The 17,200-nt window shown below is 69.7% G+C and carries 15 protein-coding genes; 5 read left to right on the forward strand and 10 right to left on the reverse strand.

The window, feature by feature from the left end; translation table 11 throughout:
- Window positions 1–43: 43 nt before the first annotated feature.
- Together AB5J55_RS12625 and AB5J55_RS12630 are read left to right on the forward strand one after the other, a co-directional pair.
- Window positions 44–1,519, forward strand: a complete 1,476-nt coding sequence (locus tag AB5J55_RS12625; protein WP_369270765.1) for a hypothetical protein — start codon at window positions 44–46, stop codon at window positions 1,517–1,519.
- A gap of 18 nt (window positions 1,520–1,537) precedes the next feature.
- The gene (locus AB5J55_RS12630) at window positions 1,538–1,759 is read left to right on the forward strand and encodes a zinc ribbon domain-containing protein (protein WP_369270766.1); all 222 of its coding nucleotides are present in this window, start codon (window positions 1,538–1,540) and stop codon (window positions 1,757–1,759) included.
- A gap of 40 nt (window positions 1,760–1,799) precedes the next feature.
- On the opposite strand, the gene AB5J55_RS12635 is transcribed toward AB5J55_RS12630, so the two are convergent.
- Genes AB5J55_RS12635 through AB5J55_RS12645 form a run of 3 tightly spaced genes read right to left on the reverse strand, consistent with a single transcriptional unit; the run spans window position 1,800 to window position 6,492 of the window.
- A complete protein-coding gene (locus AB5J55_RS12635) occupies window positions 1,800–2,615 on the reverse strand; it encodes an HAD family hydrolase (RefSeq protein ID WP_369270767.1) in 816 nt (271 codons plus the stop codon).
- On the reverse strand, window positions 2,615–5,269 hold the full coding sequence (locus tag AB5J55_RS12640) for a phosphoribosyltransferase (protein ID WP_369270768.1): 2,655 nt from the start codon (window positions 5,267–5,269) through the stop codon (window positions 2,615–2,617). The genes AB5J55_RS12635 and AB5J55_RS12640 overlap by 1 nt, the downstream gene beginning before the upstream one ends.
- 53 nt (window positions 5,270–5,322) lie before the next feature.
- Window positions 5,323–6,492, reverse strand: a complete 1,170-nt coding sequence (locus AB5J55_RS12645) for an HpcH/HpaI aldolase/citrate lyase family protein (RefSeq protein ID WP_369270769.1) — start codon at window positions 6,490–6,492, stop codon at window positions 5,323–5,325.
- Window positions 6,493–6,679: 187 nt separating this feature from the next.
- On the opposite strand from AB5J55_RS12645, the gene AB5J55_RS12650 reads away from it, so the two are divergent.
- Window positions 6,680–7,492, forward strand: a complete 813-nt coding sequence (locus tag AB5J55_RS12650; protein WP_369270770.1) for a TerD family protein — start codon at window positions 6,680–6,682, stop codon at window positions 7,490–7,492.
- Between the two features lie 135 nt (window positions 7,493–7,627).
- Here AB5J55_RS12650 and AB5J55_RS12655 read toward each other — a convergent pair whose 3' ends face one another.
- From AB5J55_RS12655 to AB5J55_RS12680, 6 genes are all read right to left on the reverse strand, one after another.
- Window positions 7,628–8,365, reverse strand: coding sequence for a Tellurium resistance (locus AB5J55_RS12655; RefSeq protein WP_369270771.1), 738 nt, complete (start codon window positions 8,363–8,365; stop codon window positions 7,628–7,630).
- 103 nt (window positions 8,366–8,468) lie between these two features.
- Window positions 8,469–9,617, reverse strand: coding sequence for a DUF475 domain-containing protein (locus AB5J55_RS12660; RefSeq protein ID WP_369270772.1), 1,149 nt, complete (start codon window positions 9,615–9,617; stop codon window positions 8,469–8,471).
- A gap of 123 nt (window positions 9,618–9,740) precedes the next feature.
- Window positions 9,741–10,316, reverse strand: a complete 576-nt coding sequence (locus tag AB5J55_RS12665; RefSeq protein WP_362377828.1) for a TerD family protein — start codon at window positions 10,314–10,316, stop codon at window positions 9,741–9,743.
- Window positions 10,317–10,437: 121 nt separating this feature from the next.
- The gene (locus AB5J55_RS12670; RefSeq protein WP_147996226.1) at window positions 10,438–11,013 is read right to left on the reverse strand and encodes a calcium homeostasis/redox stress adaptation protein; all 576 of its coding nucleotides are present in this window, start codon (window positions 11,011–11,013) and stop codon (window positions 10,438–10,440) included.
- 148 nt (window positions 11,014–11,161) lie between these two features.
- A complete protein-coding gene (locus tag AB5J55_RS12675; RefSeq protein ID WP_328428044.1) occupies window positions 11,162–11,620 on the reverse strand; it encodes a peroxiredoxin in 459 nt (152 codons plus the stop codon).
- 156 nt (window positions 11,621–11,776) lie between these two features.
- Complete coding sequence (locus AB5J55_RS12680) at window positions 11,777–12,214, reverse strand: DUF3052 domain-containing protein (protein WP_328428043.1); 438 nt, start codon at window positions 12,212–12,214, stop codon at window positions 11,777–11,779.
- 354 nt (window positions 12,215–12,568) lie between these two features.
- Between AB5J55_RS12680 and aceE the strand changes: the two genes are divergently transcribed.
- Complete coding sequence (gene aceE, locus AB5J55_RS12685; protein ID WP_369270773.1) at window positions 12,569–15,316, forward strand: pyruvate dehydrogenase (acetyl-transferring), homodimeric type; 2,748 nt, start codon at window positions 12,569–12,571, stop codon at window positions 15,314–15,316.
- Window positions 15,317–15,399: 83 nt separating this feature from the next.
- Entirely contained in the window at window positions 15,400–16,161 is a 762-nt protein-coding gene (locus AB5J55_RS12690; RefSeq protein WP_369270774.1) for a potassium channel family protein, read from the forward strand.
- A 656-nt stretch (window positions 16,162–16,817) separates the two neighbouring features.
- On the opposite strand, the gene AB5J55_RS12695 is transcribed toward AB5J55_RS12690, so the two are convergent.
- The gene (locus tag AB5J55_RS12695; protein ID WP_369270775.1) at window positions 16,818–17,123 is read right to left on the reverse strand and encodes a small hydrophobic protein; all 306 of its coding nucleotides are present in this window, start codon (window positions 17,121–17,123) and stop codon (window positions 16,818–16,820) included.
- Window positions 17,124–17,200 lie beyond the last annotated feature (77 nt).

The following is a 17,200-nucleotide window of genomic DNA, read 5'->3' on the forward strand; positions in this document are numbered from 1 at the left end:
AGAATGACACCGGGCAGGGTGAATGACAGCACGGGAGAGGGATGTGACGGCGACACCTCCGCAGCCGAACTCGCCGTCAGTGCCGGGCGCGCCGGGGCATCCCGCGCGGCAGGCCTCGCTTCCCGTACGTCAGGTCGCTCGCGTCTCCAACTTCGATCACGTCTCGCGCGGTGCGGTCCGTATCGCCCGGGGCGCGCGCCTCGCCGTCCGCGACACCCTCGCCCTGGTCGCGCTCCCCCTCGTCGCCGCCCTCGTCCTGCCCGCCGCGTTCGCCGGTGGTGGTACGCGGCGGTGGTTCGGCGGGCGTGCCGAGAGTCAGCGGGCCGAGGCACAGGCCGCCAAGGACGCCGCGGCGGCCGCGTTCTACGAGCTGGACACCGCCCAGCGGGATCTGCGGATCTCGATCGAGACGATCGCGGCAGTGGACGACTCGCCGGCCGCCCGCAGGGCGATCACCGACTTCGAGGCGCTCGGGCGGCGTATCGACGAGGTCAGTCACCAGTACATCCAGGCCGTCGACGCCCATGACCTCGACCGTGACGACTTGGAGGCGTCGGCCGCCTCCCATGCCCGTACGGAGCTGACGAAGGCCAAGGACGAGCTCGACAACGCCAAGCGCGAGCTGAACCGGTTCACGGACGGGCTCGGGCCGCTGCTCGGCAAGGCCGAGACACAGCTGGCCCGCCTCGCCCCGGCCGTCGAGCGGGCCCGGCAGGGCCTGCTGTCCGCGTCGAACGCCCTGGATGCCGTACGGGGATCGGGGCTCAAGGCGGACGACCTCGCAGCACGGCTCGCCGCCCTCGCCCCGGAGCTGACCAAGCTGAACCAGGGCGCCGGGCAGCACGGCGTCCCGCAGACGCTGGAGCGGGCCGAGCGGGTCGCGCGCGAAGCGGAAGCGGTCCGGGTGGAGGCCGAGCGGCTGCCGGAGAAAGCCGCCGAGATCGATCACCGGCTGGTGTCGCTGCGGACGCGCGCGCAGGCGCTGACCACGCGTGCGGGGCAGGTGGAGCCGGTGCTGAGCGAGCTGCGGCGGCGGTTCACGGTGGCCTGCTGGCAGGACCTGCAGAGCGTCCCGGACCGGGCCGGGGAGAACGTACGGCAGGCCGAACTGAAGCTGAAGGAGGCGCAGGCCGCGCGCGACGAGCAGCGCTGGCCGGACGCCACCGCGCTGCTGTCGACGGTGCGGGCGCTGCTGAACAGCACCGACGAGTCGGTGTCCGCCGCCGGTGACCGGCTGCGGCAGCTGAACGCCGTGCAGAAGGATCCGCAGCAGGAGATCGACCGGACCCGTTTCGCGATCCGGGACGCCCAGCGGCTGGCCATGGCGGGGCGGAACACGCCCGATCCGCGGCATGCGCGCCCGCTGGACGACTCGGTCGCGCGGCTGGAGCGGGCCATCGGCACGCTGGAGGGCCGCCACCCGGACTACTGGCACTTCCTGACCGAGACCGAGGCGGTGCGGCAGACGGTGGCCCGGGTCGTCGCCCAGATCCGCGAGGAGCGCGGGGCCGGACACTGACGGGGCTAACCTGTGCGCATGCCTCGCTACGAGTACCGCTGCCGCAGCTGCGGCGACACGTTCGAACTGAGCCGCCCGATGGCGGAGTCGTCCGACCCTGCCGCGTGCCCTGCGGGGCATGAGGACACGGTGAAGCTGCTGTCGACGGTCGCGGTGGGCGGCACGGCCTCGGCTCCCGCCCCCACGCCGAAGTCGGGCGGAGGCGGGGGCGGCTGCTGCGGCGGAGGCTGCTGCAGCTGAGAGGCGGCAGGCCGGACGCTCCGAGGGGCGCGGGGCCGTATCAGTGTGCGGCTCCGCCGACAGCCTTCAAGAACTCCCTCAAGATCCGCTCCCCCGCCAGCACCCCCCGCTCCGGCAGCGCGCTGATCGCCGGGGCGGTGAACTCGGTGTCGGCCAGCTCGCCGTGCCCCGGGCGCCAGCCCCTGTCTGCGGCCAGCAGCAGGTCGGCGTCCAGCAGGGAGTCACCGGCCGCCAGCGTCAGTTCCGCGCCGGTGCGGCGGGCGACCTCGTGCATGGCGGCGCTCTTGGTGAGGGGCTTCGGGACGGCGTAGAGCTTGCGGCCCTGCAAGGACACCGTCCAGCCCCGGTTCTCCGCCCACACCGCGAGCTCCTTCACCCACTCCTCGGGCAGCAGCTCGCGCTCGACGACGAGGTAGGCGAAGAGGTCCTCGGCGATGCGGTGTTTGCGCACCCACGCCGGGGACGCCGTCGCCATCAGGTGGTCCTGCACCTCCGCGAGCGGCGCGCACTGCTCGGCCAGCCGGGCCGTGACCTGTGCGTTCCAGTCGGGGTCGGAGACGCCGTCGACGAGCAGGTGGCCGCCGTTGGCGCAGATGGCGTACTTGGGCTCGGGGCCCGGCAGGTTGATGCGCTGGTACTGCTTGCGGGTCCGGGTCGTCGTCGGTACGAAGACCGCCGCGTCGCCGAGGTCGGTCAGCAGCTGTGCCGCGGTCTCGGTCATGTACGACAGCGGCTTGCTCTCGTGCACCTCCACGCACAGCAGCCTGGGCGCGCGCGGGTCCGGCATGGTCAGCGCGAGGGCCGCGGCGGAGTAGATGAGCGTACGGTCGAGGTCGCTCGCCACCAGTACCGGCATCAGACGTTCACCGCCTTGCCGTCGGCACCCGTCGCGCCCCGCGTGTACTTCGGGTGGATCAACCCCACGCAGGTGTACGGCAGTTCGGTGACCTCTTCCACCGGGACCCCTCTCTGTTCGGCGAGCAGACGTACGTGGTCCAGGTCGGCTCCGGCGCCGGCCCGGGCCAGGATCTTCCAGGGCACCCGGCGCAGCAGCACGCGCGTGGTCTCGCCGACGCCGGGCTTGACGAGGTTCACGTCGTGGATGCCGTACTCCTCGCTGATGCGCTCGACTGCGGCCCAGCCCTCCCAGGTCGGCTCGCGGTCGCCGGACAGCAGCTCCTTGGCCGTCGCCTCGACCGCGTCCACGACCTCCGGGAAGCGCGCCGCCACGGCGTCCAGGAACGCGACGGAGACGTCGGTGCCGGCGAGTTCGCGGTAGAACTTCGCGCCGTGGTAGTCGTTCGGGCCGACCAGGTCCGCGCGCAGGACCGTACGCGAAATCAGGCCGGACACCGTGGAGTTGAGGCACGCGGACGGGATCAGGAAGTCCTCGCGGGTGCCGTACGTCCGCACGCACGAGCCCGGGTCGGCCAGTACGGCGATCTCGGGGTCGAAGCCGGTGACGCCGTCGGACTTCTCGAACTCCTCCAGGGCCACGGCGAGTTCCCGGGTGATGGCACCCTTGCCGGTCCAGCCGTCGACGAAGACGACGTCACGCGGGTCGTGATGCTGCGCCAGCCACCGCAGGGCGTTGGCGTCGATGCCTCGGCCGCGCACGATCGACACGGCGTAGTGCGGGAGGTCGAGGCCGTGCCGGAACTGGGCCCAGCGGCGCATGAGTACGCCCACGGGGGTGCCGGCGCGGGCGAGCGAGACGAGCACGGGGCGCGGCGACCGCTCGGCGAGCACGAGCTCGGTGACGGCGCCCACGGCCTGCGCCAGTCGCGCCGCCGACTCCTCAAGCGCCGCGTGGAACAGCGCCTGGTACTGCTCGCTCGGCTGGTACTCCACCGGCAGCGACTCGGCGTAGTGCGCGCCGCCGCTCTGGATCGCCTCCTCGCGTTCCTCGGTCGGCGCCTCCAGCGTCACGTCCGAGAGGTCCTGGAGCAGCCAGCCGACCTCCTGCGGGGCGTACGAGGAGAAGGTGGGGCCGCGAAGGGGCTCGGGCAGCATGGTGGATGTGTCTCCAGGAGAAACGGCGAGGTGCGGCGGCTCGGGAACGTACGACGGCACGACCGCGAGCAGGACGTGCGGGGTGTGCGCGGCGAGCTGCGCCAACAGGCCATCGGGCGCGTGCAGTTCGGGGGTGTCGGCGGCCGAGTCGACGACGGCTGTCACGGCGTCGAAGCCGGCGCCCGCGACGTTGTAGGCGTAGCGCTCGCCGGGGCCGTCGGCGGGGTCGTCGTGGGCCGGGAAGACGAGGCGGGTGCGTATCGCGTAGCCGGGGTCGTCGACGGCGAGGACGGGTGAGCGGGTGGTGGTCGAGTAGCGGACCTCCGCGTCGGTGACCTGCTCCAGCTCGCGGGCGAGCCTGAGGGGCGCGTACATCAGCTCTTCGAACCCGAGCACGAGAACGCTCCGCGCGTCGGCCGGGAGCGCCGCTGCCAGGCCGGCGGCCATGGCGGGGAGGGCGCCTTCGAGGCGGGTGCGGTGCTGCGGGGTGAAGCCGTGCCGGCCGCCGTCGGGGAGGCGGCGGGGCCAGGCCAGTTCGACGCGGGTGACGCGGGGGTGGGTGCGCTCGTCTGCCGGGTGCGGACCGGTGGGGGCTGATCGCGCAGTTCCCCGCGCCCCCAGGGGGTGGTCGTGCACGTCGGCTTCAAGGCCCTGCGCGCGAGCGGCCGTCGCCTCCTCGGCCGCGGCCACGGCAACGCCGCTGCTTGGGGGCGCGGGGAACTGCGCGCCCGGCCCGGACGGCGCCGCGGACGACGCACGACCCCCCGCGGCACTCTCGGCCTCGTACCGCGCCACCAACGCCTGCCCCTTCTCCAGCACCCCCTCAGGCAGCCGTACGGTCCCCGAGGCCGCCGCGACCAGGTCCACCCGGGCCCCGATCTCGCGGGCGAACTCCTCCAGCCGCCCGGTGTCGGCCGCCGACCGCATGTCGACCAGGGCGACGACCACGTACCTCCGCCGCGGATACCGCGAATGAAGATCCCGAACGGTGTTCAGCACCGTGTTCCCCGTGGAGAACTCGTCGTCGACCAGGACCAGCGGCCCGTCGCCGGCCAGCAGCGCCGGGTCCTCCGGCAGCAGCAAGTGGGACGTGGCGTGCGAGTGGGACTCCTCGAAGCCGCCCGCACGGGCGACCCCGGCGACCGGGCGCCGCGTGGAGTGCAGATACGGGGCGAGACCCACACCGTCGGCGACGGAGTGGCCGAGCCCGGTCGCCGTCTCCGCGTAGCCGAGGACGACCGCCCTGGCGGCCTCCTCGGCGCCCAGAAGGTCCCGCACCCGGCGGCCGAGGGCGAAGCCGCCGTCGTACACCACGGAGGGTGACTGCGGCACGTGCTTGCCGAGCACGTTGGAGACGAGCAGATGCGCCCGCTTGGGGTTGCGGCGCAGGGCGAGCCCCAGCATCTCCGTGAGCCCGTCGTCGCCCACGAGCTGGACTCCGAGCCGCTCGGCGACCCAGCTCCCGGACCAGACCCCGTCGTTCACTGCGTTGTTCATGCGTCCCTTGGTCAGCAGTCGTTCGGCCGGTGGATTGCGGCCGTTCGGCCTGGTCAGGCCGGGATTCCGGCGGCGAGCAGTTCCACGAAGCCGATGTCCTCGTTGGCCACACCGAACACCTCGGCCCGCAGCATGGTCCGCTCGGCCCACGCCCGGTGCGGCTTCACCTCGTTCATCTTGTTCGTGTACTGCGACCTCAGTACACCCCCGCCGCAGCGCTCGGGCTTCAGGATGTCCTTGGCGTCGCTGAACTCCTCGTGACTGACCACGGACAGTGCGTGCACGGGCAGTACGTGGGAGGGATGGATGCAGGTCTTGCCGAGCAGGCCGTTGGCGTGGTCGAGCGTGATCTCGCGCAGCAGGCCGTCCATGGAGTGCTCGATGAGGGCCTCGCGCAGCTGCTCGGCCTGGCCTTCGAGGAAGGGGCTGCGGCGCAGCTGCGGCTTGAACATACGTTCCTGCACGCGGAAGTACTCCCACACCGGCCCGGTCACCGTGAACCCGGTGCCGTCGGCCCGCCCCAGCATGTTCACCACGTCGGCGATCACGGAGGCGACGATCTGGACGTCGTACGCGGTCATGTCCGGGGCCCGGCGCAGTCCGTACGAGGAGCAGAAGTCGGTGACGCCCAGGCGCAGCGCCAGCACCCGCTCCCGGTACTTGTCGACGGAGCGGAAGATGCCCTCCAGGGTCTCCACGCGTGACTCGCGGTAGAGCAGGGCGGGCGATTCCAGCACCGGCATGGCGAACAGTCGGCGCCCGCTCTCGGCCTCGGCGAGGGCGAGGGCCTCCAGGAAGGGCATGCCGCGCTCTTCGGTGAACTTCGGCAGCACGAATCCGGACAGCAGCCGTACGGCGGGACCGAGCCGCCGTACGAGATCGGGGATCTGCTCCGGCGTGCGGACCCGGATGAAGAGCAGCGGGAGACCCTCCACGCCCTCGCGTCCGGCGAGGCCGGTGAACTGGCGAACCAGGTTCTCCTCGCCCTCCGTCACGTCCTCGTCACGGATGGAGTCCTCCAGGCACAGCACCATCGAGACCACGCCGCGTCCGGCCTGCTTGACGATGTCGTCGGCGAGCTGGGGCCGGGTGGCCGGACTGTAGAGCGTGGCGCCCAGGGCCGCGGAGAGCAGCCTGGCCGGGGAGTCGGCGGAGAACTCGCACGGCTCCCGGTGGAAGAGGCGCTGCCGCACCTCCGGGGCGATGTGCCCGAAATGACGCATAGAGCTCCCCCGTGGTGACTCTGTGGCCCCTGTGACCGGTTCACAGGTGGCCGGTAATAGTACGTAGATACCCATGTCAGGGGTTCCCGACGGGCATGAATTTCTGGTAACGCGGACAAACACGGGCGCGCACGGCCTGTGCACCCCCGCGTTGTCGTGACCAGGACGGAGAGGGCAGGATGACCGCATGACGCACGCGATGTTGAAGGGGTCGAACGTCCCGCTCGAAGCCACGACGGTACGCGCCGTGCTGCGCTGGACGCCCGGGCAGGGGGTCCCGGATGTCGATGCCTCGGCACTCCTCCTCGGCCCCGACGGTCGCGTCCGCTCCGACGAGGACTTCGTCTTCTACAACCAGCCCCGGCACCCCTCCGGGCAGGTCTGGCGACTCGGCAAGAAGCGTGGCGCCGAGGGCCTCACCGACACGATCCAGACAGATCTGTCCGGTGTCGAGCCGAGCGTCGGCCAGATTCTGCTGGTCGCTTCGGCGGACGGCGTCGCGTTCGACCGCGTACGGGATCTGCGCATCCTGCTGTACGACGCGGCGGCCGCCGACGGCGATCCGCTGGCGTACTTCGACATCAAGCCCGAGACCGGCGAGGAGACGGCCCTGATCTGCGGCGAGCTGTACCGCCGCGGCGAGGTGTGGAAGTTCCGCGCCCTGGGCGAGGGCTATTCGGACGGCCTCCGGGGCCTGGCCACGGACTTCGGCATCTCGGTGGACGAGTCGGAGATGGCAGAGGAGCCCACGCCGGCCCCCACGCCGGAGGTCTCCCAGCCCCTGCCCCCGGAGCAGCCGACGACGACGGTCCCGCCCCAGCCGTCGTACGGCTACCCCCAGCAGCCCCCGCCGACCCAGCCGGCCTACGGCTACCCCCAGCCGACCAGCCAGCCGGCGATGGCCCAGTCGGGTTACGGCTACCCGCCCCCGGTGACGGCGGTGGCCCCGGCCGCGGATTTCCGCCTGCCACCGCAGGGCCCGCAGTTCATCGGACGTTAGCGGCGACGCCCCAGCGAGCGCGGAGCTGCATCGGTATGCGGCTCCGCGGCGCGGGCGCGACAAGCCACTACACACCCGCAGCCGCGACACGCGACAGAGCCCCGAGCCACGGGGCGCACCGGCCCGGACCCAGCGTCAGCGCTCCGCCTTCGTTTTGTAGCCGCGTCCCCACTGCAGCCCCCACCCGAACAACCGGTCGAGCTCGGCCTGGAAGCCGTAGACGAACTTGACCTCCCGGCGAACCCAGATCTCCCCCTTCACGTTCTCGATCATCACCACCGCACAGGACCGGGCCTGCGGATGCCGCTCGTCGAGGCCTATCTCGATACGGGGCCCGTTGCTCGGATACAGGGTGACGATCGCGTGCGTACGGTCGAAGGCCGGCGTCTGGTCGTAGATGTACACGAAGACCAGCAGCCGCTTGATGTTCTCCCGGTGATCGAGGTTGACGTAGATCGTCTCCCCGGACGCCGAACCGAACCGGTCGTCCCCGCTGAGCTTCACGTACGGCGGCGCGTTGACGTCGCCGAGGAACCCGCCCAGCGGCTGGACGACGCCCTTCGTCCCGTCGGTGAGCTCGTACAGCGCCCCGAGGTCGAGGTCGACGTTGACCATGCTCTGGCTGTGCCCGAGCACCTCCGGCGGCTTGAGCGCCTTGAAGGGGTGCCGCAGCAGACTCTCCCGCTGCGAGCCCCCGATGTCGGACGTCCGCATCCGCCAGGTCAGGTTGATCCGCAGGTGCCCGGTCGCCGCGCCCTGCTTGGTGAGCGAGACCCGGTCGTGCCGTTTCGTCAGTTCGATCGAGTTCGACGACGCGCTGCCCGAGTCGAACTCGGCCGCCCGGCCCCGCCAGAGTCCGTCCAAGAAGCCCATTCCGCCCCCACGTCCCGCTAAGCCCCGCGTTCACTTGGAAAAACTGACGGGGCGGCCGGACGTCCGGCCGCCCCGTCGAGAGCGTTCCTCACCCGCAGGGGTGTCACACCCCGGACGAGACCTCAGTCTTCTCGTCCGAGCCCTCGGCTTTTCCCTCCGCTGCCGCCAGCGCGCGATTGCGGCGGACGGAGGACCAGAAGGAGGCACCGATCAGGACGACACCGATCAGGCCGGTGATGATCTCGTTGATCTCGTACTGGATGGTGACCAGCAGGATCATGGCGAGCGCGCCGATGGCGTAGTGCGCGCCGTGCTCCAGGTAGACGTAGTCGTCGAGGGTGCCCTGGCGGACCAGGTACACGGTCAGCGACCGGACGTACATCGCGCCGATACCGAGGCCCAGCGCCATCAGGACGATGTCGTTGGTGATGGCGAAGGCGCCGATCACGCCGTCGAAGGAGAAGGACGCGTCCAGGACCTCGAGGTAGAGGAACATGAAGAAGGCGGCCTTGCCCGCCAGGGCGACCGCGGAGCGGGGCTTACCGGTGCGCTCCGCCTCTTCCTCCGCCTCGTGCTCGCGTTCCTCCTCCTCTTCGAGCTTGTCCTCGAAGAAGCCGGAGAGACCGCCCACGATCATGTAGGTGATCAGGCCCCCGATGCCGGAGAGCAGGACCGTCTCCGCCTTGTCGACGTGCGCGCCGCCGTGCTGGTGGGCGTTGGCCGCGAAGGTCAGCGCGGAGATCAGCAGGACGATCAGCGCGATGCAGACCGACAGCATGTCGACCTTGCCGAGCTTGGCCACCGGGCGCTCCAGCCAGCCGAGCCACTTGATGTCCCGGTCCTCGAAGATGAAGTCCAGGAAGATCATCAGCAGGAACATGCCACCGAACGCGGCGATCGCCGGGTGGGCGTCGGTGACGAGCTCCTGGTATCGGTCCTTGTCGCTGAGCGCGAGGTCGACTGCCTCGATCGGACCCAGCGAGGCACTGATCGCGACGATGACGACGGGGAAGACCAGTCGCATACCGAAGACGGCGATCAGGATGCCGATGGTGAGGAAGATCTTCTGCCAGAAGGCATTCATCTTCTTCAGAATTCCGGCGTTGACCACCGCGTTGTCGAAGGACAGCGAGATCTCGAGGACGGAGAGGATCGCCACGATGCCGAGGGCGGTCCACCCCCCGAAGAGGACCGCTGCAACGAGGCCGAGCGCGGTGACCGCGAACGACCAGCCGAAGGTTTTCAGAACCACTGGCTACCCAATCCCTGTGTGTACGGGTCTGACCCCGCGCACTCGGCTTTACGAAACTTTGAACCGAAGTCTAGTCGGCCACCCTTCGCGCCCCACCGGGGCCCGCCTTTTGCTCATATCGCGTTATGAGACGTTGACCCCGAAGTCGAGTGCGATGCCCCGGAGTCCGGACGCGTACCCCTGTCCCACCGCTCGGAACTTCCACTCTCCCTGGTATCGGTAGACCTCGCCGAAGATCATGGCGGTCTCGGTGGAGGCGTCCTCGCTCAGGTCGTAACGGGCGAGTTCCTGGCCGTCGGCCTGGTTCACCACGCGGATGAAGGCATTGCTGACCTGGCCGAAGGTCTGGCCGCGCTCGTCGGCCATATGGATCGAGACGGGAAAAACGATCTTGTCGCAGTGGGCCGGCACCTTGGAGAGGTCGATCAGGAGCGACTCGTCGTCGCCGTCACCCTCGCCGGTGAGGTTGTCCCCGGTGTGCTCCACCGAGCCGTCCGGGCTCTTGAGCTGGTTGTAGAAGACGAACCACTCATCGCCCAGCACTCGTCCGCTGCTGCACACCAGTGCGCTGGCGTCGAGGTCGAAGGGGGCTCCGGTGGTGGAGCGCGCGTCCCAGCCGAGCCCGATCATCACCTGGGTGAGATTGGGTGCGGCCTTGGACAGGGAGACATTTCCTCCCTTGGCGAGCGTGACGCCCATGATGCTGGTCCTCCCCGCGTGATGCTTGTTTGGTTGTCCTGCGCATCCGGCGCCGCACCCAAACGGGAGCGGCGCCGGACTCAGCCAGTGGTGTCCTGAACGGTCACCTCCGATGTCGAACTCAGACGTTCACACCGAAGTCCTGCGCGATACCGCGCAGACCCGACGCGTAGCCCTGGCCGATGGCGCGGAACTTCCACTCCGCACCGTGCCGGTACAGCTCGCCGAAGACCATCGCGGTCTCGGTGGACGCGTCCTCCGAGAGGTCGTAGCGCGCGATCTCGGCGCCGCCGGCCTGGTTGACGACGCGGATGAACGCGTTGCGCACCTGGCCGAAGGACTGCTGACGGTTCTCGGCGTCGTAGATCGACACCGGGAAGACGATCTTCTCGACGTCCGCCGGGACGCCGGCGAGGTTGATCTTGATCTGCTCGTCGTCGCCCTCGCCCTCACCGGTGAGGTTGTCGCCGGTGTGCTCGACCGAGCCGTCGGGGCTCTTCAGGTTGTTGAAGAACACGAAGTTCGCGTCGCTGCCGACCTTGCCCTCCGCGTTCGTCAGCAGCGCGCTGGCGTCGAGGTCGAAGTCGGTGCCGGTCGTGGTGCGGATGTCCCACCCCAGACCGACGATGACCGCGGTGAGGCCGGGGGCCTCCTTGGTCAGTGATACGTTGCCGCCCTTGCTGAGGCTGACTCCCACGAGTCCTCCATTGGTGTCCAGGGGCGGGGAGCCCCGCCGTGCGTTTGATATCGGATCAACGAGTCGATCCTAGTGACGGGTTCCCGTGGCTTGCATGCCTTGGTACCGAAGAATCACGGGTGTCGGTCACCGGAGGGACCGGACGGGATCAGAGGGTGTCGAGCGCCTTGACGTACTCGCTCAGGTCGCGCGCGTCCGGCAGGGCGTTGACGACGGTCCAGCGGACCACGCCCTCCTTGTCGATGACGAAGGTGCCGCGCACCGCGCAGCCCTTGTCCTCGGCGAAGACGCCGTAGGCACGGCTGACCTCGCCGTGCGGCCAGAAGTCGCTGAGCAGCGGGTACTCCAGGCCCTCCTGCTCGGCGAAGACGCGCAGGGTGTGGATGGAGTCGTTGGAGACGGCGAGGACCTGCGTGTCGCGGTCGGCGAACTGCGGCAGGTTGTCGCGCACCTCGCACAGCTCCCCGGTGCACACGCCGGTGAAGGCGAAGGGGTAGAAGAGCAGGACGACGTTCTTGGAACCGCGGAAGTCGGAGAGCTTCACGGTCGCGCCGTGGTTGTCCTTGAGCTCGAAGTCGGGGGCCTTGTCGCCGACCTGGATCGCCATCGTCGTGAATGTCCCTTCGGTGAGGCTGTTCGGGTGGCATCCACCCTACGCAGCGATCACCGGGGCACACGCATGAGCCGGGCTGGACTTTGCAGTCCAGCCCGGCAAGGTGGGCCCGTACGGCGATCGTCTCAGCCGAGGGTCACTTCGAATCGGCTACTTCTTGGACTTCGCGGCCTTGGGCGTCACCAGCCGGCTGCCACTCCAGTCCTTGCCGACGCTGACGCTCTTGGACGCCGACAGACCCGCTGTGGTCGACGCTTCAGAGATGTCGCTGGGCTCCACGTAGCCGTCACGGCCGGTCTTGGGCGTGAGGAGCAGGATCGAGCCGCCTTCTTCGATGTACGTGGTGGCGTCCACCAGCGCATCCGTCAGGTCGCCGTCCTCGTCGCGGAACCACAGCACCACGGCATCGGCGACGTCGTCGTAGTCCTCGTCCACGAGTTCGCTGCCGACGACTTCCTCAATGGACTCGCGGAGTTCCTGGTCTACGTCCTCGTCGTAGCCGATCTCCTGGACCACCTGCTCGGGCTGGAACCCCAGCCTGACGGCAGGGTTCGTCCGCTCCTCCGCGTGGTCCGCGGTCGCGCTCACGGGTTGCCTCCTGATCATGTCTTGGGAATAACTCAGCCACGCGCGTGCGCGAAGCATTGGCCGTAGTCCACACGGGCGGGGCGGATCGCGCAAGTACCCGGCCGTTCAGACCGCCGAAACGGTGACGTTCCTGAACGTGTCACCGCAACTCCAGGCACGCCACCATCGTCTCAAGGTGACGCGCACCACACCAATCTGCCCCCTTTGTGCGTTTGGGAACCATCCATGGTCACTCCGCCGTTCACCAGGCCCCGGGTTACCTCACAGTAGAGATGACGTTTGGCGCCCCGAGGTACACGATGGGGAGCGGTGCAGACCCTGAGAAACACGGCCCTCTGACAGGTAAGGAACAGCGTGGCTTCCGGATCAGATCGCAACCCGATCATCATTGGCGGCCTTCCGAGTCAGGTTCCTGACTTCGATCCCGAGGAAACCCAGGAGTGGCTCGACTCCCTCGACGCCGCCGTGGACGAGCGCGGCCGGGAGCGGGCCCGCTATCTGATGCTGCGGCTGATCGAGCGGGCCCGCGAGAAGCGCGTGGCCGTGCCCGAGATGCGCAGCACGGACTACGTCAACACGATCGCCACCAAGGACGAGCCGTTCTTCCCGGGCAACGAGGAGATCGAGCGCAAGATCCTGAACGCGACCCGGTGGAACGCCGCGGTCATGGTGTCCAGGGCCCAGCGCCCCGGCATCGGCGTCGGCGGCCACATCGCCACGTTCGCCTCCTCGGCCTCCCTCTACGACGTGGGCTTCAACCACTTCTTCCGCGGCAAGGACGAGGGCGACGGCGGCGACCAGGTCTTCTTCCAGGGCCACGCCTCCCCGGGCATCTACGCGCGCGCGTTCCTGCTGGACCGCCTCAGCGAGCAGAACCTCGACGCCTTCCGGCAGGAGAAGTCGAAGGCGCGCCACGGCCTGTCCAGCTACCCGCACCCGCGGTCGATGCCGGACTTCTGGGAGTTCCCGACCGTGTCGATGGGCCTCGGCCCGATCGGCGCGATCTACCAGGCGCGGATGAACCGCTACATGGAGGCGCGCGGCATCGCGGACACCTCCAAGTCGCAGGTGTGGGCGTTCCTGGGCGACGGCGAGATGGACGAGCCGGAGTCGCTCGGCCAGCTGTCCATCGCCGCGCGCGAGGGCCTGGACAACCTCACCTTCGTCGTCAACTGCAACCTGCAGCGCCTCGACGGGCCGGTGCGGGGCAACGGCAAGGTCATCCAGGAGCTGGAGTCGATCTTCCGGGGCGCCGGCTGGAACGTCATCAAGCTGATCTGGGACCGCAGCTGGGACCCGCTGCTCGCGCAGGACCGCGACGGCCTCCTGGTCAACCGGATGAACACCACGCCGGACGGCCAGTTCCAGACGTACGCCACCGAGACCGGCGCCTACATCCGCGACCACTTCTTCGGCGACGACCAGCGGCTGCGCACGATGGTCGAGGGCATGACCGACGACCAGATCCTGCACCTGGGCCGCGGCGGTCACGACCACAAGAAGATCTTCGCGGCGTTCTCGGCGGCCAAGGCGCACAAGGGCCAGCCGACGGTGATCCTGGCCAAGACGATCAAGGGCTGGACGCTCGGTCCCAACTTCGAGGGCCGCAACGCCACGCACCAGATGAAGAAGCTGACGGTCGACGACCTCAAGCGCTTCCGTGACCGGCTGCACCTGCCGATCGCGGACAAGGACCTGGAGAGCGGGCTCCCGCCGTACTACCACCCGGGGCGCGACTCCGAGGAGATCCAGTACATGCACGACCGCCGCAAGGGCCTCGGCGGATACGTCCCGACGCGTGTCGTGCGGTCGAAGCCGCTGGCCCTGCCGGACGACAAGACGTACGCGACCGTGAAGAAGGGTTCGGGCCATCAGTCGATCGCGACGACCATGGCCTTTGTCCGTCTCCTCAAGGACCTCATGCGGGACAAGGAGATCGGCAAGCGGTTCGTGCTGATCGCGCCGGACGAGTACCGCACGTTCGGCATGGACTCGTTCTTCCCGAGCGCGAAGATCTACAACCCGCTCGGCCAGCAGTACGAGGCGGTCGACCGCGATCTGCTGCTCGCCTACAAGGAGTCGCCGCAGGGCCAGATGCTGCACGACGGCATCTCCGAGGCGGGCTGCACGGCCTCGCTGATCGCGGCGGGTTCGGCGTACGCCACGCACGGCGAGCCGCTGATCCCGGTGTACGTCTTCTACTCGATGTTCGGATTCCAGCGCACCGGCGACCAGTTCTGGCAGATGGCCGACCAGCTGGCGCGCGGTTTCGTGCTGGGTGCGACCGCCGGCCGTACGACACTGACCGGTGAGGGTCTCCAGCACGCCGACGGCCACTCGCAGCTGCTCGCCTCGACGAACCCGGGCTGTGTCGCGTACGACCCGGCGTACTCGTACGAGATCGCGCACATCGTGCAGGACGGTCTGCGCCGGATGTACGGCGGGGACGCCGAGCACCCGCACGGCGAGGACGTCTTCTACTACCTGACCGTCTACAACGAGCCGATCCAGCACCCGGCCGAGCCGGAGAACGTGGACGTCGAGGGCATCCTCAAGGGCGTCCACCGCATCAGCGAGGGCACGGCGGGGTCGATCCCGGCGCAGATCATGGCGTCCGGTGTGGCGGTCCCCTGGGCGGTCGAGGCGCAGAAGCTCCTGGCCGAGGAGTGGAACGTCAAGGCCGACGTGTGGTCGGCGACCTCCTGGAACGAGCTGCGGCGCGAGGCCGTGGCGTGCGAGGAGCACAATCTGCTGCACCCGGAGGAGGAGCAGCGGGTGCCGTGGGTGACGCGGAAACTGAGCGGCGCCGAGGGGCCGTTCGTGGCGGTTTCCGACTGGATGCGGTCGGTGCCGGACCAGATCTCGCGGTGGGTGCCGGGGACGTACCAGTCGCTGGGTGCGGACGGGTTCGGCTTCGCGGACACCCGCGGTGCGGCCCGGCGCTTCTTCCACATCGACGCGCAGTCGATCGTGGTGGGGGTGCTCACCGAGCTGGCCAAGGAGGGGAAGGTGGACCGGTCGGTGCTGAAGCAGGCGATCGACCGTTACCAGCTGCTCGATGTGTCGGCGGCGGACCCGGGGGCCGCGGGCGGCGACGCGTAGCGTCCGTCAACTGCCCGATGGGGTGGTGTGCCCGTGGGTGACCTGCGGGCACACCACCCCTTCACATTTCCTACGATGCGGCCATGAAGCGACCGCTCGCGCAAGTCCGTTGGGAACGGCTCACCCAGCGACCCCTTTTCGCCCTCGCCCTGGCCTTTGCCGTGGCCTATGCCGTGCCGATCGTCTCGCCCGACGCGGGGCGGGACGTGGTGGACGTGTGCCTCGCGGTGGAGTGGGTGGTGTGGGGCGCGTTCGCGGTGGACTACGTGGTCCGGCTCGGACTCGCGGAGCGGCGCGGGGAGTTCGTGCGGTCGCACTGGCTGGATCTGTGCGCGGTGCTGCTGCCGCTGATACAGCCGCTTCGGTTGCTGCGGCTCGTGTCGACACTGCTGTTGGTGGGGCAGCGGGCGCGGATGGCTTCGCAGATACGGCTGACCACGTACGTCGCCGGGGCGGTGGTCGGGCTGCTGATGTTCGGGTCGCTGGCGGTGCTGTCCGTGGAGCGGGACTCGCCGGACGGGAACATCAAGACGCTGGGTGACGCCGTGTGGTGGTCGTTTACCACCATGACGACGGTCGGGTACGGGGATCATGCGCCGACCACCGGGGTGGGGCGGATGCTCGCGGTAGGGCTGATGCTGTCCGGGATCGCCCTGCTGGGTGTCGTGACCGCGAACATCGCCGCGTGGTTCATAGCGCGGTTCGAGAAGGACGACGTGGAGGAGCGGCGGCAGACGGAGGCGATACGGGCGCTGACGGAGGAGGTTCGGGCGTTGCGGGCGGAGGTTGCTTCGCTGTCGGGTGCGACTGTGCCGGGGCAGGGTGCGGAGGAGCAGCCTCGTTGACTGGGGTTCGGGGCTGGGACTCGCCCGCGGCGGCGGAAGCGAGGCCGTCGGCTCCGGTTGCTGGGGAGCAGCCCCGGTTCGGCCCGGCGGCCCGGCGTTGAGGCTCACGTTGGGTCGGCACGCTCGCCCGCGCGGACGGGGCGCCGCTGCGCCCACCCGTGCCGCCCCAGCGGCACGACTGCCCGCAGTTGGGCGGGCGAAGCGGGTCCGGAACGGTTACCCGCAGCCAGGTGGGCACGGCGCCCCGCGACTGCGTTGACGCAGGGGGCGCGGCCGTATCCGCAGCAGGTAACGCAGCCACACCGACACGCCGGCTACCCGCAGCCACGTGGGCAGGCGCCCGCGACTGCGTTGGCACGGCGAGGGCTCCGCAGCAGGTAACCGCAGCCACACCGGCGCGACGGTTGCCCGGAGCCAGGTGGGACCCGACACTCGTGGCCACATAGGCACGCTGGGCGCAGCCGCCTCGGCGCGGTCGCCGCGGGCGTGCAGGGTCGGCCTCCCGGCCACATCCGGGCAGGCGGGCGCAGCACCTGGGCACGATCACCCGCAGCAGCTGCATGCGCCCGGCACGCATACGTGCAGCCGCGCCGAGCCCCCGGCCGACTCAGCCGGGTTGCCCGCAGCCGGCCCAGGCGCCTTCGACCGCGGCTGTGTCAGAAGAAGCCGTAGCCCGGTGTCGCCGTCCCCGCCAGCCACAGGATGGCCAGCAGGGTGTCGATGGCGCCCAGGACCACCGCGATCAGGGCGGGGACGGGGCGGGCTCCTGACCAGGTTCGGCCCATGGCCAGCCAGCCGCAGATGATTGCTACGGGGCCGAGGACGAGGCCCAGTACGAAGAAACCGGCGACCGCGCAGATGGTTCCGACGATCCCCAGAGTCGCGCGATCCGGCCCGGTCCGTGACCACGTCCGGCCACGTGAGCGGGGGTGCCTGCGCGTTCCGTGCGAGAAGCCCGCCATCGTCAACTCCCTGATTCGGCGTTCGACTTGGCGAGTACCCACGGTGCGCGGCTCATGCCTGCGCGTCCGGGCCTGTG

Origin of the sequence: Streptomyces sp. R11 (assembly GCF_041051905.1) — a bacterium.
Lineage (GTDB): Bacteria > Actinomycetota > Actinomycetes > Streptomycetales > Streptomycetaceae > Streptomyces.

Excerpts from the sequence above, each read along its gene's own strand:
- AB5J55_RS12635 (WP_369270767.1), bottom strand. The coding sequence starts at position 2,615 with ATGCCGGTACTGGTGGCGAGCGACCTCGACCGTACGCTCATCTACTCC.
- AB5J55_RS12675 (WP_328428044.1), bottom strand. The coding sequence starts at position 11,620 with ATGGCGATCCAGGTCGGCGACAAGGCCCCCGACTTCGAGCTCAAGGAC.
- AB5J55_RS12665 (WP_362377828.1), bottom strand. The coding sequence starts at position 10,316 with ATGGGCGTCACGCTCGCCAAGGGAGGAAATGTCTCCCTGTCCAAGGCC.
- AB5J55_RS12650 (WP_369270770.1), top strand. The coding sequence starts at position 6,680 with ATGACGCACGCGATGTTGAAGGGGTCGAACGTCCCGCTCGAAGCCACG.
- AB5J55_RS12695 (WP_369270775.1), bottom strand. The coding sequence starts at position 17,123 with ATGGCGGGCTTCTCGCACGGAACGCGCAGGCACCCCCGCTCACGTGGC.
- AB5J55_RS12645 (WP_369270769.1), bottom strand. The coding sequence starts at position 6,492 with ATGCGTCATTTCGGGCACATCGCCCCGGAGGTGCGGCAGCGCCTCTTC.
- AB5J55_RS12640 (WP_369270768.1), bottom strand. The coding sequence starts at position 5,269 with ATGAACAACGCAGTGAACGACGGGGTCTGGTCCGGGAGCTGGGTCGCC.
- AB5J55_RS12690 (WP_369270774.1), top strand. The coding sequence starts at position 15,400 with ATGAAGCGACCGCTCGCGCAAGTCCGTTGGGAACGGCTCACCCAGCGA.
- AB5J55_RS12630 (WP_369270766.1), top strand. The coding sequence starts at position 1,538 with ATGCCTCGCTACGAGTACCGCTGCCGCAGCTGCGGCGACACGTTCGAA.
- AB5J55_RS12655 (WP_369270771.1), bottom strand. The coding sequence starts at position 8,365 with ATGGGCTTCTTGGACGGACTCTGGCGGGGCCGGGCGGCCGAGTTCGAC.